The organism is Terrisporobacter hibernicus (assembly GCF_020809405.1).
GTDB classification, from domain to species: domain Bacteria; phylum Bacillota; class Clostridia; order Peptostreptococcales; family Peptostreptococcaceae; genus Terrisporobacter; species Terrisporobacter petrolearius.
Map to the genome: position 1 here is coordinate 1825120 of NZ_CP081135.1, position 26278 is coordinate 1851397.

A 26278-nucleotide genomic window follows, 5' to 3' on the forward strand; every position below is an offset into this window, starting at 1 on the left:
AAAAAAGTATTGCTCAAATGGCAATACTTTTTTATTACATATTACTTTCTATTATAGAAATCCCTTTATACACTATATATTCCAGTCTTTCTTTGTCTTCTTTTAAATATAGGTATCCCACTAGAGCTTCAAATCCAGTTGCACATTTATAATCTATAATATCTGCATTTTTAGGAGATGTATGAGACTTTTGATTTCTTCCTCTTTTGTATATTCTATTTTCTTCTTCTGTAAATTCTTCAACCATTCCATGTATTATGGATGCTTGAGCCTTTGCATTTGAATATTTAATTGCAGTTTTGTGTAAATCATTAACTTTTTTATTACAGTTGTCTCTTATTAAATATTCTCTTATATAAGATTCATATACTGTATCTCCTAAATAAGCCAATACCAAGGGTGACATTGTTACTAGTTGTGTTTTATCCATTTTATGCTCTTCTCCATTTAACTCCTTGTCTTGTGTCTTCAAGTACAATACCTTTTTCTAATAATTCATCTCTTATTTGATCAGCTAATTTAAAATCTTTATTTTTCTTAGCGTTTGTTCTTGCTTCTATTAATTTTTCTATTTCTTCGTCTAGTATATCTTCTTGTTTTTTGTTTACAACATTTAGTACACTAGTTAATTCATTAAACTCAGCTAAAACCTTGTTAGCAAATTCTTTAGTTGAGTTTTCGTTTACATTAGAGTTCATAAATTTAGCTAATTCAAATATTACACTTACAGCGTCAGCTGTGTTTAAATCGTCATCCATAGCTTCTATAAACCTTTGTCTAAATGAGCTTAATTCTTCCTCTAGTTTTAATTCTTCAGTATTTTCAGCATCATTGTTTAATTTACTTATTATAAATTCTAATCTTTCCTTAGCATTGTATAATCTTTCAAGTCCAGCTTTAGATTGATTTAATATTTCATCACTAAAGTTGATTGGATTTCTATAATGAGTTGATAGCATGAAAAATCTAACTATCTCTAAATCATATAATTTTGATATATCTCTTACTGTGAAGAAATTCCCTTTTGACTTACTCATCTTTTCATTATTAATGTTGATATATTCATTGTGCATCCAGTAGTTTGAAAAAGTCTTTCCACTTCTAGCCTCACTTTGTGCGATTTCATTTTCATGATGAGGGAATTTTAGATCTTGTCCTCCAGCGTGTATATCTATAGTATCTCCTAAATATCTACGAGACATAACAGAACATTCTATATGCCATCCTGGTCTACCTTCTCCCCATGGACTCATCCATCCTGGTTCACCTTCTTTTTTTGATTTCCATAAAACGAAATCCATTGGATGTCTTTTTTGGTCATTTACTTCTATTCTTGAACCAGCTTCTAATTCTTCTTGTTTTATACCAGAAAGTTTTCCATAGCCATTGAATTTTTGAGTATCAAAATATACATCTCCATTTACTGCATATGCATATCCTTTTTCCTCTAATTCTTTAACAAACTCAATTATTTCCTCTATATTTTCTGTAACTTGTGGATGTACAGTTGCTCTTTTCACTCCAAGTCCATCTGCATCTACAAAATATTCTTCTATATATTTTTTAGCAACTTCTTCTGGTGCTATATTTTCTTCATGACCTCTTTTTATGATTTTATCATCTACATCTGTAAAGTTTTGAACATAAGTTACGTCATATCCTCTATATTCTAAATATCTTCTTAATGTATCAAAAATTATAAATGGTCTAGCATTACCTACATGAATGTAGTTATATACTGTAGGACCACAAACATACATTTTAACCTTTCCTTCTTCTAATGGTTTAAACTCTTCTTTTGCCCTTGTCATGGTATTAAATAGTTTCATTTTCCCATCTCTCCTTTCTATTTAGTTTCCTTTTTATTATGTATTTAAAATATTATTCTATAAATAAATTTGTTTTTTTAAGGGTAATGATATTATTATACCCTTGTTTATTTTGTTTCTAACTTTAATTTTGCTCACATAATCCAAAGAAAATACAAATATTTTCTAATAATTTTGCTCTACTATATTATTATACATAATTAACTCTTTATAAAAAACCTATTCTTCAACTTTTGTTAAATTAAAGCAAAAGAATTGCTACCTTTTTGATAGCAATTCTTATTTATTTATAATATGTTGTTTTTTACATAAGCTAATCTATTTAAGCAAGTATCTTTTCCGATAACTTCCATTATCTTGTTAAGATCTGGACCATGCATTTGTCCTGTTAAACTTATTCTTGATCCCATGAATAAGTTTTTACCTTTTATTCCATGCTCTTTTTGTATTTCTTTAAGCATAGCTTTTGCAGCAGCTTCATCTAAAACTTCCATGTTAGATAATTTTTCTATTAAAGCCTCTACTAAAGTAGGTATATGCTCTAATTTTAAGAAATCTCTACATTCTTCAGTTTCTAATTCAACTTTATCTCCAAAGAATATTGAAGCATGATCAGTTATTTCTTTTACATATTGTAATTTTTCTTTAAGAACTGAAACCATTCCTTTTAAGAAATCATATTTTTCTTTAGTTTCTTCCTCTGTTACAAAACCAGATTCTACTAAGAATGGTATAGCTAAGTTAGTTAAAACTTCGTCATCTCCATCTTTCATGTAGTGTTGGTTAACCCAGTTTAATTTTTCTGTATCAAATACTCCACCACTCTTAGAAACTCTTTCTATAGAAAAAGCTTGTTCAAGTTCTTCCATAGAGAATATTTCTTGATTTTCTTCTGGAGACCAACCAACTAGTGCAACATAGTTAACTAATCCTTCCGGTAAATATCCTTTTTGTTTGAAGTCTTCTACTGCAACGTCACCTTGTCTCTTACTTAATTTTTTCTTTTCTTTATTAAGTATGTTTGGTAAGTGTACAAATGTTGGAGCTTCCCATCCAAATGCTTCATATAAATAAACATGTTTTGGAGTTGAAGAAACCCATTCTTCCCCTCTTATTACATGAGTAATACCCATTAAGTGGTCATCAACTACAACAGCAAAGTGGTATGTTGGGAAACCATCAGTTTTTATTAAAACTTGATCATCTAAATCATTTGTATTAAACTCAGTTTCTCCTCTAACACCATCCATAAATTTTATAACATGATTTTCTGGTAATCTAAGTCTTATAACATAAGGCTCACCTGCTGCTATTTTAGCTTCAACTTCTTCTTTAGAAAGGTCTCTACAATGACCATCATATTTAGCAGTTTCTCCTGATTCTCTTTGTTTTTCTCTTACTTCATCTAATCTTTCTTTTGTACAGAAACAGTAGTAAGCTTTACCGTTATCTAAAAGCTCTTGAATATATTTTTGATATATGTCTAATCTTTCAGATTGGATGTATGGTCCATAATCACCTTTTTGAACCACATTTCCATTGTCGTCTAACATAACACCTTCTGTGTGATTTACGCCAGCCCATTTCATAGCATTTAGCATATTTTCTATTGCACCATCAACAAGTCTTGTTCTGTCAGTATCTTCAACTCTTAATATGTATTCACCACCCATTTTTTTAGCGAATAAATAGTTATAAAGAGCCGTTCTTAAACTACCTATATGAACAAATCCTGTAGGACTTGGAGCAAATCTTACTCTAACATTACTCATCTTTTGCCTCCTAAAACTAACCTATTATAATCTTACATTATTTTTTTTGAATTCTTCTCTAACTCTAGCTTCTATATCTTCTAAAGCTATTAATTCTTTTTCACCAGTTTCTCTTAATACAAATTCAACTTTTCCGTCTACTATATCTTTACCAACTGTAATTCTCATTGGTATACCTATTAGTTCTGCATCTTTGAATTTGAATCCTGGTCTTTCATCTCTATCGTCTAATATAGTTTCAACACCTATTGATTCTAATTGTTTGTAGATTTTTTCTGAATTTTCTACTTGCTCTTCTTTTTTCATGTTTACTGGTACAACTATAACATGATATGGTGCTACTGATAAAGGCCACTTTATACCATTTTCATCATAGTGTTGTTCTATTATAGCTGCAGCTGTTCTTTCAACACCTATTCCGTAACATCCCATTTGTATTGGGTGTGATTTTCCTTCTTTGTCTACAAAAGTACAGTTCATTGATTCAGAGTACTTAGTTCCTAATTTGAAGATGTGACCAACTTCAACACCTCTCATTATTTCTAGTTCTCCACCACACTTAGTACATTTATCTCCATGTTGTACTGATCTGAAATCTCCTACTATACCTTGGAAATCTCTTCCGTAATTAGCATTTTTTATATGATATTCGGTTTTGTTAGCACCAACTATTAAGTTAGATTGGTCTACAACTTCTTGGTCTATGAATAAATAATCTGCTTTTATTCCTATTGGTCCAGCAAATCCTGTTTCAGCACCAGTAACTGTTTTAACCATTTCTGCACTTGCCATATCCATTTCTATAACTCCACCTATAGCATTAGCAACTTTAGTATCGTTAACATCCCTGTCTCCTCTAACAACTACTGCTACAGATTTTCCGTCTGCATCAAATATTAAAGTTTTAGCACATTTACTTGCATCTGTATTCATAAAGTTTTGTAATTCTTCTATTGTTTTTACTTCTGGAGTATAAACTTCTTCTAACTCTAGCATTTCTTCTTTGCATGGTTTATGATTTACTGATTCAGCTTTTTCTATATTAGCTGCATAATCACATTCCTTACAGAATACTATTTCATCTTCCCCAACTTCTGATTTAACCATGAATTCTGCCGAGAAAGCTCCACCTATAGCTCCTGAGTCTGCTTGAACTGGTGAATTATCAAGACCACATCTAGCAAATATTTTTGTATATGCATCAAACATATCTTGGTATGATTTGTCTAGTCCTGCTTCATCGATATCAAAACTATAAGCATCCTTCATTAAAAATGTTTTAGTTCTCATAACTCCAAATCTTGGTCTTCTTTCATCTCTGTATTTTGCTTGTATTTGATATAAATTTACTGGAAGGTCTTTGTAAGATTTTATTTCTTGTCTTATTATGTCCGTAAATACTTCTTCATGTGTTGGTCCAAGACAGTAATCTTTTCCAGTTCTATCTTGTAATCTAAACATTTCTGGTCCCATAGCATCCCATCTACCAGACTCTTGCCATAATTCAGCAGGTATTATACCTGTACAGAATATTTCATTAGCATCTTTTGCATTCATTTCTTCTCTTATTATATCGCTTATTTTCCTAAATACTCTTAGTCCTAGTGGTAAATGATTATAAAGTCCTGAAGACATTTTTTTAATCATTCCTGATCTTAACATTAACTGATGACTTGTTATCTCTGCATCAGCTGGAACTTCTTTTAATGTTGGTATAAACATTCTTGACATTCTCATATTAAATTACCTCCTGAAATATATTTTTTAATATGCAGCTTGCTATGCGCATTTTGAGAAATTATAATTTCTTTAAAATATAAAAAAGCCCTTCATCTCTAAAAATAGAGACGAAAGGCTGACTTTCCGCGGTACCACTCTAATTAATCATAATAGTTTATGATTCTCTCAAAGGATGTAACGGTCCTGACCCGTAAAAACTTTTTACCGTTTTTATACTAAAAGACTGGTTCAAAAACTTCCTCTTAGGAACTCTCACCAATGTTCCCTCTCTGTAAAGATTTCATTTTTTACTATTTCTTTATTGTTGTTTTTAGTCTTACTTAAGTTGTTTTAAAATATAATAATTTAATGATATAGCATTTCATTTTTATTGTCAACTTCAAGTTTCAAATAATATTATTATAATTTTAGTGTATATTTCAAAATAATTTTATGTTTCTTATATTTTTCTATATGAAAATTATTATATCCAGTAAATAATACTAATATACTATTTATAAAAAGTTTTTGTGCTAATTTTTTTCTATTTTATTTAAGCTTATTATTTTTTATTCAGTAAACAAATACTTTGAGATGAAATGCCTTGTTTTTCACCCGTAAATCCAAGGCCTTCCTCCGTAGTTGCTTTCACACTAATATTATCTATATCTGTATTTAGTACTGTTGCAATATTTCGTCTCATTTGTTCTATATATGGAGCCATCTTAGGACTTTGAGCTACTATTATACTGTCTATATTATTTATTTCATATCCTTTTTCATTTATTAAATGATTAACACATTCTAGAAGTTTCATACTATTCGCACCCTTATATTTTTCGTCTGTATCTGGGAAATGTTTACCTATATCACCTAAAGCCAGAGCTCCTAGCATGCCATCCATTATAGCATGAATCAATACGTCTGCATCAGAATGTCCAAGAAGTCCCTTTTCATGTGGAACATTTACTCCACCTATGATCAAAGGTCTTCCTTCAACAAGTTTGTGTACGTCATATCCTAAGCCTATTCTCATCTAAATTTTCTCCTTTTTATATTAATTTTCTTTTAAAATTTCTTCGGCTATTTTTAAATCTTCAGGAGTAGTTATCTTTATATTATTATAACAACCCTCTACTACTTTAACATTATGTCCTAAATATTCTATTAACATAGAATCATCAGTTCCATAATATTTATCATGTTTAGCTTTTTCATGAGCTCTTATAATAAGTGAATAATCAAAAACTTGTGGTGTTTGAATTGACCATAGTGTACTTCTATTTGGAGTGTCGGACACCTCGTTATTTTCATTTACTATTTTTATAGTATCTTTAACAGGAACCCCTACTATTGCACTATTGTATTCTTTCGCACAATTTATAGATTTTTCTATAATTTCATTAGTTACAAAAGGTCTTGCTCCATCATGAATTAAGACTGTCTCACATTTTTCATCCACATTCTTTAATCCATTATATACAGAATCTTGCCTTTCTTTTCCACCAAGAGCAACCTTTATATTTTTATATCCATATTTATTTATAATATTTCCTTGGAAAAATTCTTCTTCATCTTTTCTAACTACTATAATTATCTCTCCAATATTTTTATTTTCATAAAATTTATCTATAGTATGGGCTATTACTTCTTTTCCTCTTATTTTTAAAAATTGCTTATTTATATCAGCTTTCATTCGGCTTCCTCTGCCGGCACTAACAATAATTACACTATTCATGTTTCACCTCTTCTTATTACTCATTAATTTATTCTAATAAGTTAAAAAGACCTTCTAGTCATAGAAGGCCTTTTATATTAATTCTTAGGTTTTCCAAATATCATTCTTCCTGCAGAAGTCTGAAGTACCGATGTAACTAATACATTTATTGTTTCACCAATATGTTTTCTTCCACCTTCTACAACTATCATTGTTCCATCATCTAAGTAAGCTACTCCCTGGTTAGACTCTTTACCTTCTTTTACAACTTGAGCTACCATTTCTTCTCCTGGTATTGCAACAGGCTTAACAGCATTAGCAAGTTCATTTATGTTTAAGACTTCCACCCCTTGGAACTGAGCTACTTTATTTAGGTTATAATCATTTGTCACGACTTTTCCATTCATTACTTGAGCAAGCTTAAGAAGTTTACTATCAACTTCTGGTATATCATCAAAGTCTTTTTCAGTTATTTCAACTTCTATATCTAATTCTTTTTGAATTATATTAAGTATGTCTAGGCCTCTTCTTCCTCTAACTCTTTTTAAATCATCAGATGAATCCGCAATATGTTGTAATTCATTTAAAACAAACTTAGGTATAATAAGTTTTCCTTCTACAAAACCTGTTCTACATATATCTGCTATTCTACCATCTATTATTACGCTAGTGTCTAATACTTTTGGTGGTATTGATTTTATAGTATTGTCTTTTTTGCCTGACTTATCTTTTCCTAAACTTGAAGATAATCTACTTAATTTACTAATATTAAATAAATCTTCTCTACTTTTCAAAGTTATTTTTATACCTATATAACCCATAAATATGTAGATTATTATAGATAAAATCGTTTTGATTAAAGGCATTCCTGAAATTGATCCAAATAATCCACCTACTATTAAATACGCTATAACAAGACCTACAATTAATCCTACGACTCCTAATAATATATCTGTTTGTGGATATTTAGAAATTTCTGTATCTAAAATTTTTACAAATCTTCTTACTTTGTTGAAAAACCATGGACTTATTAAGTAGAAAAGTATCCCTACTAATAGCCCTGCTACTAAACCTACTAAATATACATTCTCTATTCCAAAACTAAGTTGTGGAAAGAATTTTTCTAAACTTAAATATGAAGTTGTTCCTAGTATAGCTCCTAAAAAAGATATTAAAATTCTTATTATTTTGCTTATCAAAACTTCACCCCCTATAGTGTGATTTATATGATACATCATATATATGAATTTTTTATTAATTTTTTCTTAAAATTACATTATATTTGCATATCTAACGATGCCATTCTTTCCATCTTTATAAGTCCATTTTTTATATAAGTTGCTCTTATTTCACCTATTCCTTCAACTTCATCTAAATCCTCAATTGAAGCTGCTTGAATACTTTTAAAGTCATCGAAATAATTAATAATATTCTCTATAATTGCACTTGGTAACCTATGAATTTTATTTAAAACTCTATATCCTTTTGGTCTAATCTCCATATCCATACTTTCAGTTATGCCTGAGTAGCCTAAGATTTTTGATACTTTCACTAAGTCAAGTAATTCATCATCTGTCAAACTTTTCATCTTTCTTTGAATTTCTTTTAACTCTACATTATCTTTTTTATAATCCATATAAATCATCATTCTATCTTTTTTTGTAGTTCCCATTAATTCTTCTAACTGCATTCTTACTAGTGTACCTTCTTCACCTAGCTCAATTACATACTTTTCAATTACAGTTATTATTCTCATAACCATTTCTATTTTTTGAACTACTAGTGCTACTTCATAGATAGTAACCATATCTTTAAATTCAAATGAATTAAGATTTAAAATAGCTTGATCTAAAACTGATTTATACTTTTCTAATGTTTGTAAAGCTTGATTAGCCTTATTAAATATTTTTGAGATTTCTTCTACTACATATTTTTGTTCTCCCCTGTATACAGTAATTATATTTCTTCTTTGAGAAATAGATATTACTATAGCACCAGTTTGCTTGGCTACTCTTTCTGCTGTTCTATGTCTAGTTCCAGTTTCTGATGTTTGTATTGAGTAGTCAGGTATTAACTGTGCATTTGCCAATAATATTGTCTTTACATCATCACTTAAAACTATAGCACCATCCATTTTAGCCAATTCATACAAATATGCTGGAGAATAGTCTGCATCTATTTTAAAACCACCATCTACTATTTCAGATATTTCATCATCATTTGCCAATACTATAAGTCCACCAGTCTTAGCTCTAAGCACATTATCAAGTCCTTGTCTAAGAGGAGTTCCTGGTGATATTTTTCTAAGTGCATGAAGTAAGTTTTTATTATCCATAATATTATCGATATTATACATTCTTATTCATCACCCCCTTAATACTAGGTTTATAGCTTGTCTTAGATTATCTACCGGTATGATTTCTATTCCTTTTGTATCTTTTACTGTAACATAATTATTTTTGGGTATAACTATCTTTTTAAATCCTAATTTTTTGCATTCAGCTATTCTTTTTTCTATATAGCTAACAGCTCTAACTTCTCCTGTTAACCCTACTTCTCCTGTTACAACTATATCACCATCAATAGGTATATTTCTAAAACTAGAAGCTACAGATAATATTATGCCTAAATCCATTGAAGGTTCGTTGATTTTTATACCTCCAACAACATTTATGTACACGTCTTGATTTTGTATTTGTAATCCTACCCTTTTTTCTAATACAGCTAATAATAAAGCTACTCTATTGTAGTCAACTCCTGTTGCTGTCCTTTTTGCAATTCCAAAACTTGTTGGAGATACTAATGCTTGTAATTCTAAAAGCATTGGTCTTGTTCCTTCTACAGTTGATATTATAACTGACCCTGATACATCTTTAGGTTTTTCAGAAATTAAAACTTCTGATGGATTTGTTAGTTCTATTAATCCTATATCTTTCATTTCAAATACACCTAATTCATTTGTGGAACCAAATCTATTTTTTACAGCCCTAACAAGTCTATATGTATTATATCTTTCACCTTCAAAATATAAAACTGTATCCACCATGTGTTCTAGTAATTTAGGTCCTGCTAATGAACCTTCTTTAGTTACATGTCCAACAATAAAAGTAGATATGCCCATCTTCTTAGAAATCTTCATAAATCTAGATGTTCCTTCTTTTATTTGGCTTACAGTTCCTGGTGCTGAAGATATTTCTGGGCTGTATACAGTTTGTATCGAGTCCACAATTATTAAATCTGGGTTTATATTATCTAAATAGGCTTCTATTATGCTTAAATTATTTTCTGAAAAAATAAATAAGTTATCAGTATTAACACCTAATCTATGAGCCCTCATTTTTATTTGAGATTGTGATTCTTCACCAGATATATATAATACTTTTTTCCCTGCACAGGCAACATTTCTAGATACTTGCATCAATAGTGTGGATTTTCCTATACCAGGATCTCCTCCTACTAAAACTAAAGAACCTTTTACAATTCCTCCACCTAGTACTCTATCTAACTCTTCTATCTCTGTAGAAAATCTTTGTTCATGTTTTATCTCTATAGAGTTTATGCTTATAGGTTTTGAATCTCCCTTGCTTATTACAAAAACTTCCCTTTGAGATTTTTTTTCTTCTATTTCTTCAACAAATGTATTCCACTTTGTACACTCAGGACACTTTCCTAGCCATTTACTAGTTTCATATCCGCATGATTGGCATACATACTTTGTTTTAATTTTTGCCATTATTATTCACCCTTAAATGCTTTATTATTACTTTATTGTACTATATATTGTTAATATCTGCATATAATATTATTCTGATTTCTGTTAAATATATCAAAAAATCTTTATTAAACCTTAAATAGAGGGAGTCTTCTCCCTCTATTAACTAAAAAATCATTTTACTTCAAAGGCCATCTTGCCTTCTTTTACAGTAGCTTCAACAATATCACCTGATTTTATTGTTCCCTGTAATATAAGTTCTGACAATTCATTTTCTAGTTCTTTCTGAATAGATCTCTTTAATGGTCTTGCTCCATATTCCAAATCAAACCCTGATTTTGCAATTAAATTTATAGCTTCTTCATCCATTTCTAGTCTTATAGTCATTTCTTCTAATCTTTCAACTAATGTCTTACACATTATTTTTACGATTTTAGATATATCTTCTTTGTTAAGAGAATGGAATACTATTATATCATCTATTCTATTTAAGAATTCTGGTCTAAATTGCTTTTTAAGTTCAACCATAATATTTTCTTTCATTTTCTCATATTCATCTTTTTCTTTATCTTCTTCATTTGGACTTCCAAATCCTAATGTTTTTTGTTTTTTAATAGTTTTTGCTCCTACGTTTGATGTCATTATTAATATTGTGTTTTTAAAATCTACAGTTCTACCTTTAGAATCTGTTAATCTACCATCATCTAATATTTGTAATAAAATATTAAATACATCTGGATGAGCCTTTTCTATTTCATCAAATAATACAACTGAGTAAGGGTGTCTTCTCACCTTTTCTGTTAACTGACCGCCTTCATCATAACCCACATAACCTGGTGGGGAACCAATTAACCTAGACACTGAATGTTTTTCCATATACTCTGACATATCTATACGTACTATTTGATTTTCATCTCCAAACTCAGCTTCTGCCAAGGCTTTACTAAGTTCTGTTTTTCCTACTCCTGTTGGACCAAGGAATAAAAATGAGCCTATAGGTCTATTCGGATCTTTTAGACCTGCCCTAGCCCTTCTTATAGCTGTAGAAATAGATTTTATTGCCTGATCTTGACCTACAACTCTTTCGTGCAATATATCTTCAAGCTTAAGTAGTCTTTCGGTTTCTTCTTCCATCATTCTATTGACTGGTATTCCTGTCCATAATCCTACTACTTCTGCAATTACTTCTTCATCTACTACATTGTCATATTTAGATGACTTGTTCCATCTATCTCTAATTTTTTCTAACTGCTCTTGAGTTTTTCTTTGTTCATCTCTTAATTTTGCAGCTTTTTCAAAATTTTGACCCCTTACTGACTCTTCTTTTTCTTTTTTAATATTATTTATTTTTTCTTCTAAATCTTTTATGTCTTTTGGTGGTGTATTTTCTTTTAGTCTTACCTTTGAAGCGGCTTCATCTATTAAATCTATAGCTTTATCTGGCAAAAATCTATCTGTTATATATCTTACGGACAGTTCTACCGCTGCCTTAATAGATTCGTCTGTAATTTTTACCTTATGATGAGCTTCATACTTATCTCTAAGACCTTTAAGTATTTCTATAGTATCTTCCTTCGTCGGCTCTTCTATTAAAACTGATTGAAATCTTCTTTCTAATCCTGAATCTTTCTCTACATGCTTTCTATACTCATCTATTGTTGTAGCTCCTATAACCTGTATTTCTCCTCTAGCTAAGCAAGGTTTTAATATATTTGAAGCATCTATAGAGCCTTCACCTGTAGCTCCGGCACCTATAATTGTATGCATCTCATCTATAAATAAAACTATATTTCCTTTTTTAACAACCTCATCTATAACTTGTTTTATTCTCTCCTCAAATTCACCTCTGTATTTCGCTCCTGCTAGTAGTGATCCCATATCTAGAGTATAAAGAATTTTATCTTTTAATGTATCTGGTACTTTTCCTTGTGATATATCAATTGCCAATCCTTCTGCTATTGCTGTTTTTCCCACACCAGGATCTCCTATTAGTACAGGATTATTTTTGGTCCTTCTACTTAAAATTTGTATTATTCTTTCTATTTCTTTTGTTCTTCCTATCACAGGGTCTATTTTATCTTGTTTAGCACTCTCAGTAAGGTTTCTTCCATATTTGTCTAGTAATTTTGATGAAGTATTCTCTGGACTAGATGATGCTTTATTTACTGCCTTAGGCTCAATGGAATAATTATCTATTCCCATCATGTCTATAATGCTTTCAGCAATGTCTCTTGAGTCAATATTTATGGATGCTAAAATTCTCATTCCAAGCCCTTCTCCTTCTTGAGCTAACGCTAATAATATATGTTCCGTCCCTATGTAATTTGTCTTAAGTTTATTGGCAAAAGCTCCCGATAGTTCTAATATCTGTTTTGACCTAGGGCTTAATGTTACATCTGTTGTGATTGAATCATTTTTACCCTCTATTTCTATAATCTTTTTTTCTAGAATATCTTCAGTAACTCCTAATTTATTTAAAACTTTAGCTGCTATTCCATCTTTTTCTTTTAGAAGACCTAGAAGTAAATGCTCTGTCCCTACAATTTTATGTCCAAAGCTTTTTGCTGACTCTACCCCTAAGTCAATTGCAGTTTTAGCTCTTTGAGTAAATCTATTGAAGTACATTTTCATCCCTCCTATTTCTTATTTCTATTAGCTAGACTAAACTCTTCTCTTAAGAAATCAGCTCTTTTGGTATCACTATAACAAGTAACAGGTGACATTAACCTTAAAGCTGGCTTCATTCCTTTCATTAAGTTAATTATTTTTTCCATGCTGATATCATTTATATGTTCCATCTCAATACCTAACTTAATATTAGACAAGTGTTTCATAGCTTCGTATGCAGATATAACTCTAGCATTTTGTAATATTCCTAAAGATCTATAAACCTCATCTTCTAATTCTATAGAAGCTTCCATTTGTACAATATTTCTAGATTCTTTTTCTTTTTTTATAATGTCTTTTGTCAAACTTCTTAAACTTTCAATAATATTTTTTTCTGATCTTCCAATAACTGATTGATTGCTTATTTCATATATACTACCTAATATATTTGATTTTTCATTTGAAATACCTTTTATATTTGCACCTATTTTGTGTGCAATATTGGAATAAGTATCTACTTTTCTTTGTAATGACAATACTGGCAGATGAGCTATAAAAGATGTTTTAAGCCCTGTACCTGCATTAACTGGGCAACTAGTCAAGTATCCCAATTTATCATCAAAAGCATAGTTTAACTTACTTTCTAATATATCATCAATTTTATTTGCAATTATAAAAGCATCATCCACATTAAATTTGTCTTCGTATATCTTGATTTTTATATGATCTTCATCATTAACTATTATGCATTTTGTTTTATCTTTGTTAATAATAATTGAACCTATATCATTTGTTGAAAACTTATTACTTATAATATTTCTCTCTATTAATGTATTTTTTTCTATTTGACTAATGTCATTTATATTGTATGCAATAAAGTCTTCTTGATATAAATCTTCTGATTCTAATATTATATTGCTAATTTTATTTGCTATGACTTGAGATTCTGATTGACTTAGTTTATGTGGAAAAGGATAATTAGTAATATTTCTAGATAGAGCTATTTGAGTACCTATAATTATGTTGTCTTCCATAAGTCCCTCCTCCTATTCATTACATTCTTCTAACTCTTTTATTTTATCTCTAATATAAGCTGCTTTTTCATACTCTTCTTGCTCCACAGCCCTATTTAAATCTTCTTTTAGGGTTATCATTTCTTTGCTTGGGTATATGTGACTGTTATCTTTTTTAGGAGATTTTCCTATGTACTCTTCATATCCATATATATTTCTAAGTATGGGCTTTAACTGTTTTTCAAAAACCTCGTAACACTTACTGCAACCTACTTTTCCTGTTTCTCTATATTCATTATATGTGCTGTAACAATTTGGACATATAATATCACTTTCTTCACAGTCCTTATCCATTGCTAATAAGTTTTCCTTTTTGGTTTCGATTGAATCATCTTCACTTATATCAAATTTTTCCATAACATCCTTTATGGAAAATGGATCTTGTGAATTAAAATTAAATAACGGATAGTTCTTAGCACAATCATTACACAAATACATTCGTGATTCTTGACCATTTATTATGGAGCTAATAAATACTGAAGCTGTTTTCTTATGACATTTTTGACATAACATAATATCACTCCTCTATATTAAATAATTCTTCTATAATATTTTTTAAAATTTTTGCCCTTACTATGTCATTTAACCCATGTATAGGTGAATTTAGAGATTTATCATCTATAGCACATAATATTATTTTTGATTCTCTATTATTAATTAAATTTGTATCTAATAACCACTTAACAAGTACTTTTCCTTGTATATATGTTATTTCTTTATCTATTTTTTTATATAAGATATGTAAAATTTGTTCTTGATTTGATTTTACAATCTTATCTATTTTTACATATCCGCCTCCACCTTTTTTACTTTGGATATCATATCCTTTTTCTCTTGAAAACCGAGTTGTCAAAACATAATTTATTTGAGATGGAGCACAATCAAACAAATTAGCAAGTTCATTTCTTTGAATTTGAACCGTATTACTGTCTTCCATTAAATCTTTAATAAATTTTTCTATTATATCACTAATTGAAGCCACCCACATCACCACTTAAATAATTTTTAACTTTGACTTTCTTTGACTATTATTTAATATATATTATATACATATTTTAGTCATATAATCTAATTATTATAAACAAAACAAATTTTTATTTTATATAAAATAAAAAATAAACGACATGATATTTTTTAATATCATGCCGCTTTCAATATATATATTTTTTTAATTATTAACTTCAGCAATTATTTTTGATGCTAGTTGCTGAGGTACTTCACTATATTTTTCTAATTCCATTTCAAAGAATCCTCTACCTTGAGTCATAGATCTTAAATCAATTGCATATTTAAATGTTTCACTTTGAGGTGCTTCTGCATAAATCACTTGTCTACCCTTATCATCAGGTTCCATTCCTAGTATTTTTCCTCTTCTCTTATTAATATCACCCATTACATCTCCCATATACTCTTCTGGTACAGTTATAGTTAATTTCATAACAGGTTCTAATAAAATTGGTTGAGCTTCTTCCATTCCTTTTTTAAATGCTATTGATGCTGCCATTTTAAATGCCATTTCTGATGAGTCAACATCATGATATGATCCATCATATAATGTTGCTTTTATATTTGTAACAGGATATCCTGCAAGTATTCCTTTTTGCATAGAATCTTTTAATCCTTTTTCTACCGCAGGTATATAAGATTTTGGAACAGATCCTCCAAATATCTCTTCAGCAAATTCAAAGTCATCATTAGATCTTGCAAATTTAATTTTTACATCTCCATATTGACCATGACCGCCAGATTGTTTTTTATGTTTTCCTTGAACATCAGAAGCACCTTTTATAGTTTCTCTATAGGCAACCTTAATATCTTCTAAGTCAACATCAACGCCAAATTTTTCTTTTAATTTATTTTTAACTGTATTTATATGAAGCTCGCCTTGCCCACCAACTAACGTTTGCTTAGTTTCTGGGTTTCTATACCAGTGTATAGTAGGGTCTTCTTCTGATATTTTATTTAATGAAGCTCCTATTTTGTCTTCTTCACCTTTATTTTTTGGTACTACAGAGAAATATATTTGTGGTTTTGGTAAAATAGCCGCTTCTAATAGGGAAGCGTTTGAATTTTGTGCTATCGTATTTCCTGTTTGTAGAGAATTTATTTTTGTAACTACAACTATATCACCTGCATTAGCACAATCTATTTCTTCTAACTCTCCATTTTTCATTGTATATATATTCGCAATTTTTTCTTTTACATCTTTATTTATATTAATTACTTCAGTATCTTTTTTCATTTTTCCTTCAACTATTTTTATGTAAGATAATTTTCCCATAAATGGGTCAACCATTGTTTTAAATACTAAAGCTCTTAAAGGATTTTCTTTTTCAATAGCTTTTGGTTGTATATATGAACCTATAGTTTGTAGTATCTCTTGTGAACCTATATTATTTATTGTAGATCCACATATTACAGGTATTATATCACCACTTTGTATTCCTATTATTATTCCTTTTTGTATTTCCTCTGGAGTTAATTCTTCTCCATTAAAATACTTATCTAAAACTTCATCGTCAGTTTCAGCAATATGTTCCATTAAAGCTTCTTTAACACTTGAAACTTGCTCTTTGAATTCTCCATCTAAATCGTCATCCAAGTTTTCTAATACATTATGTAATTTAACAAATTGTTTATCTTTATATATAGGGCTTATCATTGGTACTATCTTATTGTCATATTTTTCTCTTAACATTTCTATTGCATCTTTATATCTTGCCTTTTCATTGTCTATTTTATTTATAAACATTATCTTTGGCATGTTTTCAGTTAATTCTAGTGATTTTTCAGTTCCAACTTGTATTGGAGAAGTTGCATCTATTACTATAATAGCTGCATCACTTGCTCTTAAAGAAGAAATTACTTCACCGCTAAAATCAAAATATCCTGGTGTGTCTAATAAATTATATTTGATACCGTTGTATTCTATGGGAGCTAGTCCTATACTGTAAGTCATGTTTACTTTGTCAGATAACTTAGGCATCTTTTTTGAAATATTTGTAGTGTATGCTAGAGCATCAATTAAATTAGATTTCCCACATCCACTATGTCCTAGTATTGCAACATTTCTTAAATCGTTACTATCATAGACTTTCATATTAGCACCTACCTTTTTTAATTATATAAAATTATCAAGTGTTATAAATAATTTTATACTATTTACATGTATAATATTCCCAATTATGTAAGATACGATTACCTTATTTCGAGAGAAAATAATTTGACATTCTCTCCCTTGGATTTAAAATATATTTCTACACACATGTGTATTTTTCCTCTTTTTTTGAATTAAAAAACTCTAAAGCAGTTATTTACTCTACTTTAGAGTTTTTTAATTTATTATTATTCTATTCTAATGTCATTAATAGTTGTTTATCACAAACCATTTCATTTTCTTTAACTTGGATAGATTTTATTTTTCCATTTATTTTCGATACTATATTAGTTTCCATTTTCATAGCTTCTATAACAATTAATGGTTGATGCTCTTCCACTTCATCTCCTTCTTTAACAAGAACTTTTATTACCTTTCCAGGAATACTAGCCCCTATTTGTAAAGGATTATCCATATCAGCAGTTTCTACTTGTTTAATGCTTCCTGCATAGTTATTATCCTTTATTTCTACTTCCCTATGCATTCCATTTAAATCAAATACTATTGTTCTATATCCATTTTCTTTTACATCGCCTATATTTCTTAAACTAATAGTTAGCATTTTTCCTTCTTCTATTTCCACATCACACTCTTCACCTATGCCAAGACCATAAAAGAATACATCACTTTCCAGTTTAGAAATATCATTATATCCTTGTAAATGTTTTAAATATTCTTCATATACTTTTGGATATAATTCATAGCTTAGTATATTTCTTATGTTTGATCTCATATCGAATTTTTCATTCAAATAATCTTTGTCTTTATCAAAATTAGCTGCTGGTATTAATGATCCAGGTCTTACAGTAATGGCTTCTTTACCTTTTAGTACTACCTCTTGTAAATCTTTTGGTATTCCACCTTCTGGTTGACCTATCATACCTTTACAGTAATCTACTACTGAATCTGGGAATGATAATTTTTTACCTTCTTCAATAATATTTCCTCTATCTAATTTATTCTTTGTCATAAATATTGCTAAATCCCCTACAACTTTCGAAGATGGTGTAACTTTAATTATATCTCCAACTATTTGATTCGCCTCTTTGTAGTTTACCTTAAGAGTATCAAAATCATCTCCTAATCCAAAGCTATCAGCTTGGGCTTTTAGATTTGAATATTGTCCTCCTGGCATTTCATATTCATATATTTCAGCGAAAGAAGTGCTCATGCCACTTTCGAATTTTTTATAAATTTGTCTTAAATCCCCATAGTAACTTGATAGCTCTTCATATCCATATAAATCAATATTAGTATCTCTTTCTGTATGTTTTAAAGCTTCTACTATGGCATTTAAAGATGGTTGACTTGTTAGACCTGACATAGTTTGTAATGCAGCATCTACTATGTCTACACCTGCTTGTGCTGCCATTAAGCATGTTGCCACACCATTTCCACTTGTATCATGAGTGTGTAGGTGAATAGGTGTCTTAACATTTTCCTTTAAAGACTTAATCAAAGTATGTGCAGCATACGGTTTTAAAAGACCTGCCATATCTTTTATACAAATTATATCTACACCTAAAGATTCTAACTCTTTAGCCATTTTTATATAGTATTCTAAGTTATACTTTGACTTATTAGGGTTTAATATGTCTCCTGTGTAACACATTGTACCTTCTACTATTTTTCCAGTTTCAAGTCCTGCTTCTATAGACAATTTCATATTTTCAACCCAGTTTAATGAATCAAATATCCTTATAACATCTATTCCTTGATAAGCTGATTCTTTTATAAAATCTACTATCACATTATCAGGATAATTTGTATATCCCACACCATTAGATGCTCTAAATAACATTTGGAACATTATATCTGGTATTTCTGCTCTTAGTTTTTGTAACCTTCTCCATGGGGATTCTTTCAAGAACCTATAAGCCACATCATATGTAGCTCCTCCCCACATTTCTAGTGAAAATAAATCTTTTTGGTACTCATTTGTTTCTTTAGCGACTTGTAATAAATCGTAAGTTCTAAATCTTGTTGCTATAAGAGATTGATGCGCATCTCTCATTGTAGTATCTGTTAATAATAATTTCTTTTCATTTTTTATTTTTTCAATATATGCTTTCTTTCCTAATTTTTCAAACTGAACTCTACTACCCTCTACCTTTGGCACTCTTTCAGTTATTATCCTTGGCTGATGTAATGTTTCAAACTTAGGTTTAGGTATACATTTGTTTTCATTTACTATAACATCACCTATAAACTGAAGTAACTTAGTTCCTCTATCTTTACTTTCTTTTATCTTAAACAATCTAGGATGTTCATCTATAAATTTAGTACTACATCTACCAGCTCTAAACATAGGATCTTGTAAAACATTAACTAAAAATCCAATATTGGTTTTTACACCTCTAACCCTAAGTTCATTTATAGATCTAACAGTCTTATTAATTGCTCTTTCAAATGTTCTATCCCAAGATATAGTCTTTACTAATAAACTATCATAATATGGACTTATGCTAAATCCCGCACAACCATTTCCACCATCTAGCCTAATTCCTGCACCCGATCCAGTTCTATATACTTGTATTTTTCCTGTATCAGGCATAAAGTTATTCTTAGGATCCTCAGTTGTAATTCTACATTGTATAGCATATCCTGTTATTGTTACATCCTCTTGTGACTTTATATCGATCTCTTTACTATCTAAGCTATATCCTTCAGCTACAAGAATTTGACTTTGAACAATATCTATTCCTGTAACCTCTTCTGTTACTGTATGTTCAACTTGAATTCTAGGATTCATTTCTATAAAGTAATGATTACCTTTGCTGTCAACTAAAAACTCTAATGTTCCTGCACTTACATATTCTACTTCTTTAGCTATTTTAACTGCATCTTCACAAATTTCATCTCTTATTTTTTTATCTATAGAAAATGCTGGTGCATATTCAATTATTTTTTGATGTCTTCTTTGTACTGAACAATCTCTTTCATACAAATGAACTAAGTTTCCATGCTTGTCTCCCAGTATTTGAACCTCTATATGTTTAGGATCTTCTATATATTTTTCTATAAAAATTAAATCTGCTCCGAATGCCTTTCTTGACTCACTACATGCTGTTTCATATTCAAGGGCTAAGTTTTTTTCATCATAAACTACCCTCATACCTCTACCACCTCCACCATTAGAGGCTTTTATCATTACTGGATACCCTATAAGGTCTGCAACTTCTTTTGCTTGTTCAACACTTTTAATTACTTTTTCTACTCCAGGTATAGTTCCTACTCCAACACTATGAGCAACTTTTTTAGAATTTATTTTGTCACCCATTCTTTCCATTATCTCAGCAGACGGACCTATAAATGTAATTCCGTTCTCTTCACATTTTCTTACAAACTCTGGATTTTCCGCTAAGAAACCATACCCTGGATGTATGGCATCTACATTTTTGGCTTTGGCAAGCTCAATAATTCCATCTATATCTAAATACGCCTCTATAGGTCCTTTGTCTTTCCCAATTAAATAAGATTCATCCGCTTTTGTTCTAAATAAACTGTATTTATCCTCTTTACTATATATCCCAACACTTTTAATTCCTAATTCATGGCATGCTCTAAATATTCTTATAGCAATTTCTCCTCTATTAGCTACTAGTACTTTTTTAAATTTTTTAAGCATATTATCCCCCTTTTCCATATTTAAGTTGTAATATTAAAGATTATAGTCCATAAAACTTTATTTTTGAACCCCTATGAAAGAGTTTCTTAATAATTAATACAAATTCATAAAAACAGGTAAATATATTTTGTGTTTTGGCAAATCTCTATTTCTTAATTAAGTAAAAATAGAATATTTTTATCATACTTTTCTAAAATATTCCGATTGTCATGAATAAATATTCACTTATAAAAAAATAAATCCATATTTATTTTATATTAATAAACATGGATTTATCTTACTTATTATATTAATTTATGCATTATTTCATTACTTTGAATTTTGGTACTTATCAAACCATTTATATTTTGTTCTATTTATTTAAAAACTGCCAAAAGTATTTCTAGTCTAACTCATTTAGTAGTCTTCTAGATACATCATTTAACTTTAATTGACCTAATCCTATATATGCCATAGTAAATACTGTTTTAACTACGTCCGATGAATTATCCCATTTGTAAGATATAGAGTTTACTAAAGAGTGCTTTGGCATAAAATCTTGTAGTGATATAGACATTTCTTCTGATAAATTTATATATTCTTCAAATAAATCTTCTTCGCTCATTTCATCTAAGTCATAATCTTTATCTAATTTTTCATTTAATACTTTTACTGGTATACTTAGTTGATATGCTACAACATCTTCTCTTTTTGTTCCCTTGCACATATCTCTATCTACTTTAAAATTACTATTTTCTTCAATTATTTTCTTTATTTCTTCACTATCTACTATTTCTTCTCCAAATATAATATACATAATAACACCTTCCTTAATTTTTTATATAAAAGATCTCTATTTTTTTAATTAATTTTATTTTTTATTAAAGCAATAATATTTATAACTTATTTTATATATTAAAAAACCTCTAGTTTGTTAACTAGAGGATAATTGGTGGGACCAACAGGGCTCGAACCTGTGACCCCCTGCTTGTAAGGCAGGTGCTCTCCCAGCTGAGCTATGGTCCCGGGATTTTTATTAATAAGTGGTGCGCCCAGAGGGACTCGAACCCCCAACCTTCTGATTCGTAGTCAGACACTCTATCCAGTTGAGCTATAGGCGCATGTTTAAATGGAGGCGACACCCAGATTCGAACTGGGGATGAAGGAGTTGCAGTCCTCTACCTTAGCCACTTGGTCATGTCGCCTTTTTATATTGGTGACCCATCGGAGATTCGAACTCCGGACACCTTGATTAAAAGTCAAGTGCTCTACCGACTGAGCTAATGAGTCATATGTTTTTTATGGGGTGGATAATGAGATTCGAACTCACGGCCTCCAGAGCCACAATCTGGCGCTCTAACCAACTGAGCTATACCCACCATAATCTAATGCACTAGTTTTATTTTTTAGTTGATGGTCGAGGTGAAGGGACTCGAACCCCCGGCCCCATGGTCCCAAACCAAGTGCGCTACCAAACTGCGCTACACCTCGAACTAAAAAGTGGTGGACCATCAGGGACTCGAACCCCAGACCTACCGGTTATGAGCCGGGCGCTCTAACCAACTGAGCTAATGGTCCACGTTATATTATTAAAATTCAAATGGTAGCGGTAACAGGAGTCGAACCTGTGACCTTTCGGGTATGAACCGAACGCTCTAGCCAACTAAGCTATACCGCCACAATATTTAAATATGGTGCCCAGAGGCGGAATCGAACCACCGACACGGGGATTTTCAGTCCCCTGCTCTACCGACTGAGCTATCTGGGCGCTATTGGCGGAGAGGGTGGGATTCGAACCCACGGTGCCGTTAAGCATCACTGGTTTTCAAGACCAGCTCCTTAAACCACTCGGACACCTCTCCTTATAGTTTCCTTTATGCTCTATCTAGTGAGCACTAAGTTGCTAATTTAATATGGCTGGGGATGCAGGACTCGAACCTACGCATGCATGAGTCAAAGTCATGTGCCTTACCGACTTGGCTAATCCCCAATATATAAGTGGTGAGCGCACAGGGATTCGAACCCCGGACACACGCCTTAGAAGGGCGTTGCTCTATCCAGCTGAGCTATGCACCCACATTATAAAATAAAAGTGGTGCGGATGAAGGGAGTCGAACCCCCACGCCAATGGCGCTAGATCCTAAGTCTAGTGCGTCTGCCAATTCCGCCACATCCGCGTACTTTAAGTTGGTGGAGGATGGTGGATTCGAACCACCGAAAGCACAGCTAACAGATTTACAGTCTGCCCCCTTTGGCCACTCGGGAAATCCTCCGCATATATAAATGGAGCTGGTGATAGGAATCGAACCTACAACCTGCTGATTACAAGTCAGCTGCTCTACCGTTGAGCCACACCAGCTTAGATAAAATCAAATGGCGACCTGGAAGGGGTTCGAACCCTCGACCTCCAGCGTGACAGGCTGGCATTCTAACCAACTGAACTACCAGGCCGCGTTTATGTTTTTATGGTGGGACCAACAGGGCTCGAACCTGTGACCCCCTGCTTGTAAGGCAGGTGCTCTCCCAGCTGAGCTATGGTCCCGGGATAAATTTAAATGGAGCGGGTGAAGGGGATCGAACCCTCACAGCCGGCTTGGAAGGCCGGAACTCTACCATTGAGCTACACCCGCATGGTGACTCATAGGGGAATCGAACCCCTGTTACCGCCGTGAAAGGGCGGTGTCTTGACCGCTTGACCAATGAGCCATTCATATGTCATTTACTTTTTTTGCGCTTACTCATTTGTCTCGCAAAATTGGTGCCGAAGACCGGAATCGAACCGGTACGAAAGTATAAGTTTCGCAGGATTTTAAGTCCTGTGCGTCTGCCAGTTCCGCCACTTCGGCACTTTCTTGGCTCCAAGGGAGGGACTCGAACCCTCAGCCTATCGGTTAACAGCCGAGTGCTCCACCGTTGAGCTACCTTGGAATATGGAGGCGACACCCAGATTCGAACTGGGGATGAAGGAGTTGCAGTCCTCTACCTTAGCCACTTGGTCATGTCGCCATATTTAGTGGTGACCCATCGGAGATTCGAACTCCGGACACCTTGATTAAAAGTCAAGTGCTCTACCGACTGAGCTAATGAGTCATATATTTTTTATGGGGTGGATAATGAGATTCGAACTCACGGCCTCCAGAGCCACAATCTGGCGCTCTAACCAACTGAGCTATACCCACCATAATTGATAAAAGTGGTCGAGGTGAAGGGACTCGAACCCCCGGCCCCATGGTCCCAAACCAAGTGCGCTACCAAACTGCGCTACACCTCGAACTAAAAAAGTGGTGGACCATCAGGGACTCGAACCCCAGACCTACCGGTTATGAGCCGGGCGCTCTAACCAACTGAGCTAATGGTCCACGTTTATTATTAAAATTTAAATGGTAGCGGTAACAGGAGTCGAACCTGTGACCTTTCGGGTATGAACCGAACGCTCTAGCCAACTAAGCTATACCGCCACAATATTTAAATATGGTGCCCAGAGGCGGAATCGAACCACCGACACGGGGATTTTCAGTCCCCTGCTCTACCGACTGAGCTATCTGGGCATCTGGCGGAGAGGGTGGGATTCGAACCCACGGTGCCGTTAAGCATCACTGGTTTTCAAGACCAGCTCCTTAAACCACTCGGACACCTCTCCAAGTTAATGGTGACCCATCGGAGATTCGAACTCCGGACACCTTGATTAAAAGTCAAGTGCTCTACCGACTGAGCTAATGAGTCATATTTATATGGCTGGGGATGCAGGACTCGAACCTACGCATGCATGAGTCAAAGTCATGTGCCTTACCGACTTGGCTAATCCCCAATATATAAGTGGTGAGCGCACAGGGATTCGAACCCCGGACACACGCCTTAGAAGGGCGTTGCTCTATCCAGCTGAGCTATGCACCCACATATATTGTTTGTTTTGTTTGGAGCGGGAAACGAGATTCGAACTCGCGACTTCAACCTTGGCAAGGTTGCGCTCTACCACTGAACTATTCCCGCATACTAGGTATAGTTAAAAAAGTGGTGCGGATGAAGGGAGTCGAACCCCCACGCCAATGGCGCTAGATCCTAAGTCTAGTGCGTCTGCCAATTCCGCCACATCCGCATACTTCTTTTGGTGGAGGATGGTGGATTCGAACCACCGAAAGCACAGCTAACAGATTTACAGTCTGCCCCCTTTGGCCACTCGGGAAATCCTCCATGTTTGGAGCTGGTGATAGGAATCGAACCTACAACCTGCTGATTACAAGTCAGCTGCTCTACCGTTGAGCCACACCAGCATAGTGTTTATAAGAAGTATTTTGGCGACCTGGAAGGGGTTCGAACCCTCGACCTCCAGCGTGACAGGCTGGCATTCTAACCAACTGAACTACCAGGCCGCATTTGTATGTTTTTATGGTGGGACCAACAGGGCTCGAACCTGTGACCCCCTGCTTGTAAGGCAGGTGCTCTCCCAGCTGAGCTATGGTCCCGGGATAAATTTAAATGGAGCGGGTGAAGGGGATCGAACCCTCACAGCCGGCTTGGAAGGCCGGAACTCTACCATTGAGCTACACCCGCATGGTGACTCATAGGGGAATCGAACCCCTGTTACCGCCGTGAAAGGGCGGTGTCTTGACCGCTTGACCAATGAGCCACAATATTTAAATGGTTGCGGAGACAGGACTCGAACCTGTGACCTTCGGGTTATGAGCCCGACGAGCTGCCAACTGCTCCACTCCGCGATATTAAAAAGTATGGTGCCGAAGACCGGAATCGAACCGGTACGAAAGTATAAGTTTCGCAGGATTTTAAGTCCTGTGCGTCTGCCAGTTCCGCCACTTCGGCATACTTTCTTGGCTCCAAGGGAGGGACTCGAACCCTCAGCCTATCGGTTAACAGCCGAGTGCTCCACCGTTGAGCTACCTTGGAACATGACGTGGCTACGTGCTACTCTCCCAGGGGGTCGCCCCCCAAGTACCATCGCCGCTTAAGAGCTTAACTTCTGTGTTCGGAATGGGAACAGGTGTATCCTCTTTGCTATAATAACCACATCTTTTTGTTGAACAAGTATTATAATAACATTTATTTAATACATTGTCAACTTTTTATTTT

Annotated in this window: 16 protein-coding genes, 43 tRNA genes, 1 rRNA gene and 1 other annotated feature; all 60 genes read right to left on the bottom strand. The window is 32.7% G+C overall.

Features of this window, described 5'->3' with window-relative positions; translation table 11 throughout:
- Positions 1–34 precede the first annotated feature (34 nt).
- The 60 genes from JW646_RS08895 to rrf all read right to left on the bottom strand — a co-directional run bounded on the left by JW646_RS08895 (position 35) and on the right by rrf (position 26217).
- On the bottom strand, positions 35–430 hold the full coding sequence (locus JW646_RS08895; RefSeq protein WP_074920398.1) for a Mini-ribonuclease 3: 396 nt from the start codon (positions 428–430) through the stop codon (positions 35–37).
- Between the two features lies 1 nt (position 431).
- Complete coding sequence (gene cysS, locus JW646_RS08900; protein WP_228417296.1) at positions 432–1829, bottom strand: cysteine--tRNA ligase; 1398 nt, start codon at positions 1827–1829, stop codon at positions 432–434.
- Positions 1830–2116: 287 nt separating this feature from the next.
- Positions 2117–3601, bottom strand: a complete 1485-nt coding sequence (gene gltX, locus JW646_RS08905) for a glutamate--tRNA ligase (RefSeq protein WP_228417297.1) — start codon at positions 3599–3601, stop codon at positions 2117–2119.
- Positions 3602–3625: 24 nt separating this feature from the next.
- Positions 3626–5338 (bottom strand): proline--tRNA ligase, encoded by a 1713-nt coding sequence (locus tag JW646_RS08910; RefSeq protein WP_228417298.1) that lies wholly within the window; start codon positions 5336–5338, stop codon positions 3626–3628.
- 103 nt (positions 5339–5441) lie between these two features.
- Positions 5442–5655, bottom strand: a binding site (T-box leader).
- A 227-nt stretch (positions 5656–5882) separates the two neighbouring features.
- Complete coding sequence (ispF, locus tag JW646_RS08915; protein WP_228417299.1) at positions 5883–6356, bottom strand: 2-C-methyl-D-erythritol 2,4-cyclodiphosphate synthase; 474 nt, start codon at positions 6354–6356, stop codon at positions 5883–5885.
- A 21-nt stretch (positions 6357–6377) separates the two neighbouring features.
- Positions 6378–7058, bottom strand: coding sequence for a 2-C-methyl-D-erythritol 4-phosphate cytidylyltransferase (ispD, locus tag JW646_RS08920; protein ID WP_228417300.1), 681 nt, complete (start codon positions 7056–7058; stop codon positions 6378–6380).
- A gap of 77 nt (positions 7059–7135) precedes the next feature.
- Positions 7136–8236, bottom strand: a complete 1101-nt coding sequence (locus tag JW646_RS08925; protein ID WP_074920404.1) for a PIN/TRAM domain-containing protein — start codon at positions 8234–8236, stop codon at positions 7136–7138.
- A 77-nt stretch (positions 8237–8313) separates the two neighbouring features.
- On the bottom strand, positions 8314–9384 hold the full coding sequence (gene disA / locus JW646_RS08930) for a DNA integrity scanning diadenylate cyclase DisA (protein WP_334302574.1): 1071 nt from the start codon (positions 9382–9384) through the stop codon (positions 8314–8316).
- A gap of 18 nt (positions 9385–9402) precedes the next feature.
- Positions 9403–10770, bottom strand: coding sequence for a DNA repair protein RadA (gene radA / locus JW646_RS08935; protein WP_074920406.1), 1368 nt, complete (start codon positions 10768–10770; stop codon positions 9403–9405).
- 153 nt (positions 10771–10923) lie between these two features.
- Positions 10924–13374: an ATP-dependent Clp protease ATP-binding subunit gene (locus JW646_RS08940; RefSeq protein WP_228417301.1), complete on the bottom strand. Its 2451-nt coding sequence runs from the start codon at positions 13372–13374 to the stop codon at positions 10924–10926.
- Between the two features lie 11 nt (positions 13375–13385).
- Positions 13386–14390 carry a hypothetical protein gene (locus tag JW646_RS08945; protein WP_228417302.1) on the bottom strand — a complete coding sequence of 335 codons (1005 nt, stop codon included), beginning with the start codon at positions 14388–14390 and terminating at the stop codon, positions 13386–13388.
- Between the two features lie 12 nt (positions 14391–14402).
- Complete coding sequence (locus JW646_RS08950; RefSeq protein WP_228417303.1) at positions 14403–14942, bottom strand: UvrB/UvrC motif-containing protein; 540 nt, start codon at positions 14940–14942, stop codon at positions 14403–14405.
- A gap of 4 nt (positions 14943–14946) precedes the next feature.
- Positions 14947–15411, bottom strand: a complete 465-nt coding sequence (locus JW646_RS08955) for a CtsR family transcriptional regulator (RefSeq protein WP_228417304.1) — start codon at positions 15409–15411, stop codon at positions 14947–14949.
- A gap of 186 nt (positions 15412–15597) precedes the next feature.
- Entirely contained in the window at positions 15598–17529 is a 1932-nt protein-coding gene (locus JW646_RS08960; protein ID WP_206925886.1) for an elongation factor G, read from the bottom strand.
- 250 nt (positions 17530–17779) lie between these two features.
- Entirely contained in the window at positions 17780–21214 is a 3435-nt protein-coding gene (locus tag JW646_RS08965) for a pyruvate carboxylase (protein WP_228417305.1), read from the bottom strand.
- A 382-nt stretch (positions 21215–21596) separates the two neighbouring features.
- Positions 21597–22010: a hypothetical protein gene (locus tag JW646_RS08970; protein ID WP_148558556.1), complete on the bottom strand. Its 414-nt coding sequence runs from the start codon at positions 22008–22010 to the stop codon at positions 21597–21599.
- Positions 22011–22143: 133 nt separating this feature from the next.
- Positions 22144–22219 (bottom strand) — tRNA-Val (locus JW646_RS08975).
- Between the two features lie 18 nt (positions 22220–22237).
- Positions 22238–22314: transfer RNA gene (locus tag JW646_RS08980), tRNA-Arg, on the bottom strand.
- A 9-nt stretch (positions 22315–22323) separates the two neighbouring features.
- Positions 22324–22398 (bottom strand) — tRNA-Cys (locus JW646_RS08985).
- A gap of 9 nt (positions 22399–22407) precedes the next feature.
- Positions 22408–22483: transfer RNA gene (locus JW646_RS08990), tRNA-Lys, on the bottom strand.
- Positions 22484–22495: 12 nt separating this feature from the next.
- A tRNA-His gene (locus JW646_RS08995) sits at positions 22496–22572 on the bottom strand.
- 35 nt (positions 22573–22607) lie between these two features.
- Positions 22608–22684, bottom strand: a tRNA-Pro gene (locus tag JW646_RS09000).
- A 10-nt stretch (positions 22685–22694) separates the two neighbouring features.
- Positions 22695–22771: transfer RNA gene (locus JW646_RS09005), tRNA-Ile, on the bottom strand.
- A 23-nt stretch (positions 22772–22794) separates the two neighbouring features.
- Positions 22795–22871 (bottom strand) — tRNA-Met (locus JW646_RS09010).
- Positions 22872–22885: 14 nt separating this feature from the next.
- Positions 22886–22961: transfer RNA gene (locus tag JW646_RS09015), tRNA-Phe, on the bottom strand.
- Between the two features lie 5 nt (positions 22962–22966).
- Positions 22967–23055, bottom strand: a tRNA-Ser gene (locus JW646_RS09020).
- A 52-nt stretch (positions 23056–23107) separates the two neighbouring features.
- Positions 23108–23183: transfer RNA gene (locus tag JW646_RS09025), tRNA-Gln, on the bottom strand.
- A gap of 9 nt (positions 23184–23192) precedes the next feature.
- Positions 23193–23269 (bottom strand) — tRNA-Arg (locus JW646_RS09030).
- Positions 23270–23286: 17 nt separating this feature from the next.
- Positions 23287–23370 (bottom strand) — tRNA-Leu (locus JW646_RS09035).
- An 11-nt stretch (positions 23371–23381) separates the two neighbouring features.
- A tRNA-Tyr gene (locus JW646_RS09040) sits at positions 23382–23466 on the bottom strand.
- Between the two features lie 11 nt (positions 23467–23477).
- Positions 23478–23552: transfer RNA gene (locus tag JW646_RS09045), tRNA-Thr, on the bottom strand.
- A 15-nt stretch (positions 23553–23567) separates the two neighbouring features.
- Positions 23568–23644: transfer RNA gene (locus JW646_RS09050), tRNA-Asp, on the bottom strand.
- A gap of 15 nt (positions 23645–23659) precedes the next feature.
- Positions 23660–23735: transfer RNA gene (locus JW646_RS09055), tRNA-Val, on the bottom strand.
- Positions 23736–23749: 14 nt separating this feature from the next.
- Positions 23750–23823 (bottom strand) — tRNA-Gly (locus JW646_RS09060).
- A 1-nt stretch (position 23824) separates the two neighbouring features.
- Positions 23825–23899, bottom strand: a tRNA-Glu gene (locus tag JW646_RS09065).
- A gap of 50 nt (positions 23900–23949) precedes the next feature.
- Positions 23950–24039, bottom strand: a tRNA-Leu gene (locus tag JW646_RS09070).
- Positions 24040–24046: 7 nt separating this feature from the next.
- Positions 24047–24121, bottom strand: a tRNA-Asn gene (locus JW646_RS09075).
- A gap of 3 nt (positions 24122–24124) precedes the next feature.
- Positions 24125–24199: transfer RNA gene (locus JW646_RS09080), tRNA-Cys, on the bottom strand.
- An 8-nt stretch (positions 24200–24207) separates the two neighbouring features.
- Positions 24208–24283: transfer RNA gene (locus tag JW646_RS09085), tRNA-Lys, on the bottom strand.
- A gap of 12 nt (positions 24284–24295) precedes the next feature.
- Positions 24296–24372 (bottom strand) — tRNA-His (locus JW646_RS09090).
- A gap of 15 nt (positions 24373–24387) precedes the next feature.
- A tRNA-Pro gene (locus JW646_RS09095) sits at positions 24388–24464 on the bottom strand.
- Positions 24465–24475: 11 nt separating this feature from the next.
- Positions 24476–24552 (bottom strand) — tRNA-Ile (locus tag JW646_RS09100).
- A gap of 22 nt (positions 24553–24574) precedes the next feature.
- A tRNA-Met gene (locus tag JW646_RS09105) sits at positions 24575–24651 on the bottom strand.
- Between the two features lie 14 nt (positions 24652–24665).
- Positions 24666–24741 (bottom strand) — tRNA-Phe (locus tag JW646_RS09110).
- A gap of 3 nt (positions 24742–24744) precedes the next feature.
- Positions 24745–24833, bottom strand: a tRNA-Ser gene (locus tag JW646_RS09115).
- A 7-nt stretch (positions 24834–24840) separates the two neighbouring features.
- Positions 24841–24916, bottom strand: a tRNA-Lys gene (locus tag JW646_RS09120).
- Between the two features lie 9 nt (positions 24917–24925).
- Positions 24926–25001, bottom strand: a tRNA-Gln gene (locus tag JW646_RS09125).
- Positions 25002–25010: 9 nt separating this feature from the next.
- Positions 25011–25087, bottom strand: a tRNA-Arg gene (locus tag JW646_RS09130).
- A gap of 21 nt (positions 25088–25108) precedes the next feature.
- A tRNA-Gly gene (locus JW646_RS09135) sits at positions 25109–25183 on the bottom strand.
- A 22-nt stretch (positions 25184–25205) separates the two neighbouring features.
- Positions 25206–25289 (bottom strand) — tRNA-Leu (locus JW646_RS09140).
- 10 nt (positions 25290–25299) lie between these two features.
- A tRNA-Tyr gene (locus tag JW646_RS09145) sits at positions 25300–25384 on the bottom strand.
- A 5-nt stretch (positions 25385–25389) separates the two neighbouring features.
- A tRNA-Thr gene (locus JW646_RS09150) sits at positions 25390–25464 on the bottom strand.
- 22 nt (positions 25465–25486) lie between these two features.
- Positions 25487–25563 (bottom strand) — tRNA-Asp (locus JW646_RS09155).
- 17 nt (positions 25564–25580) lie between these two features.
- Positions 25581–25656 (bottom strand) — tRNA-Val (locus JW646_RS09160).
- A gap of 14 nt (positions 25657–25670) precedes the next feature.
- Positions 25671–25744: transfer RNA gene (locus JW646_RS09165), tRNA-Gly, on the bottom strand.
- A 1-nt stretch (position 25745) separates the two neighbouring features.
- Positions 25746–25820: transfer RNA gene (locus tag JW646_RS09170), tRNA-Glu, on the bottom strand.
- 12 nt (positions 25821–25832) lie between these two features.
- Positions 25833–25908: transfer RNA gene (locus JW646_RS09175), tRNA-Met, on the bottom strand.
- Positions 25909–25921: 13 nt separating this feature from the next.
- A tRNA-Leu gene (locus JW646_RS09180) sits at positions 25922–26011 on the bottom strand.
- A 9-nt stretch (positions 26012–26020) separates the two neighbouring features.
- Positions 26021–26095: transfer RNA gene (locus JW646_RS09185), tRNA-Asn, on the bottom strand.
- A 5-nt stretch (positions 26096–26100) separates the two neighbouring features.
- Positions 26101–26217 (bottom strand): 5S ribosomal RNA (gene rrf / locus JW646_RS09190).
- Positions 26218–26278: the final 61 nt, after the last annotated feature.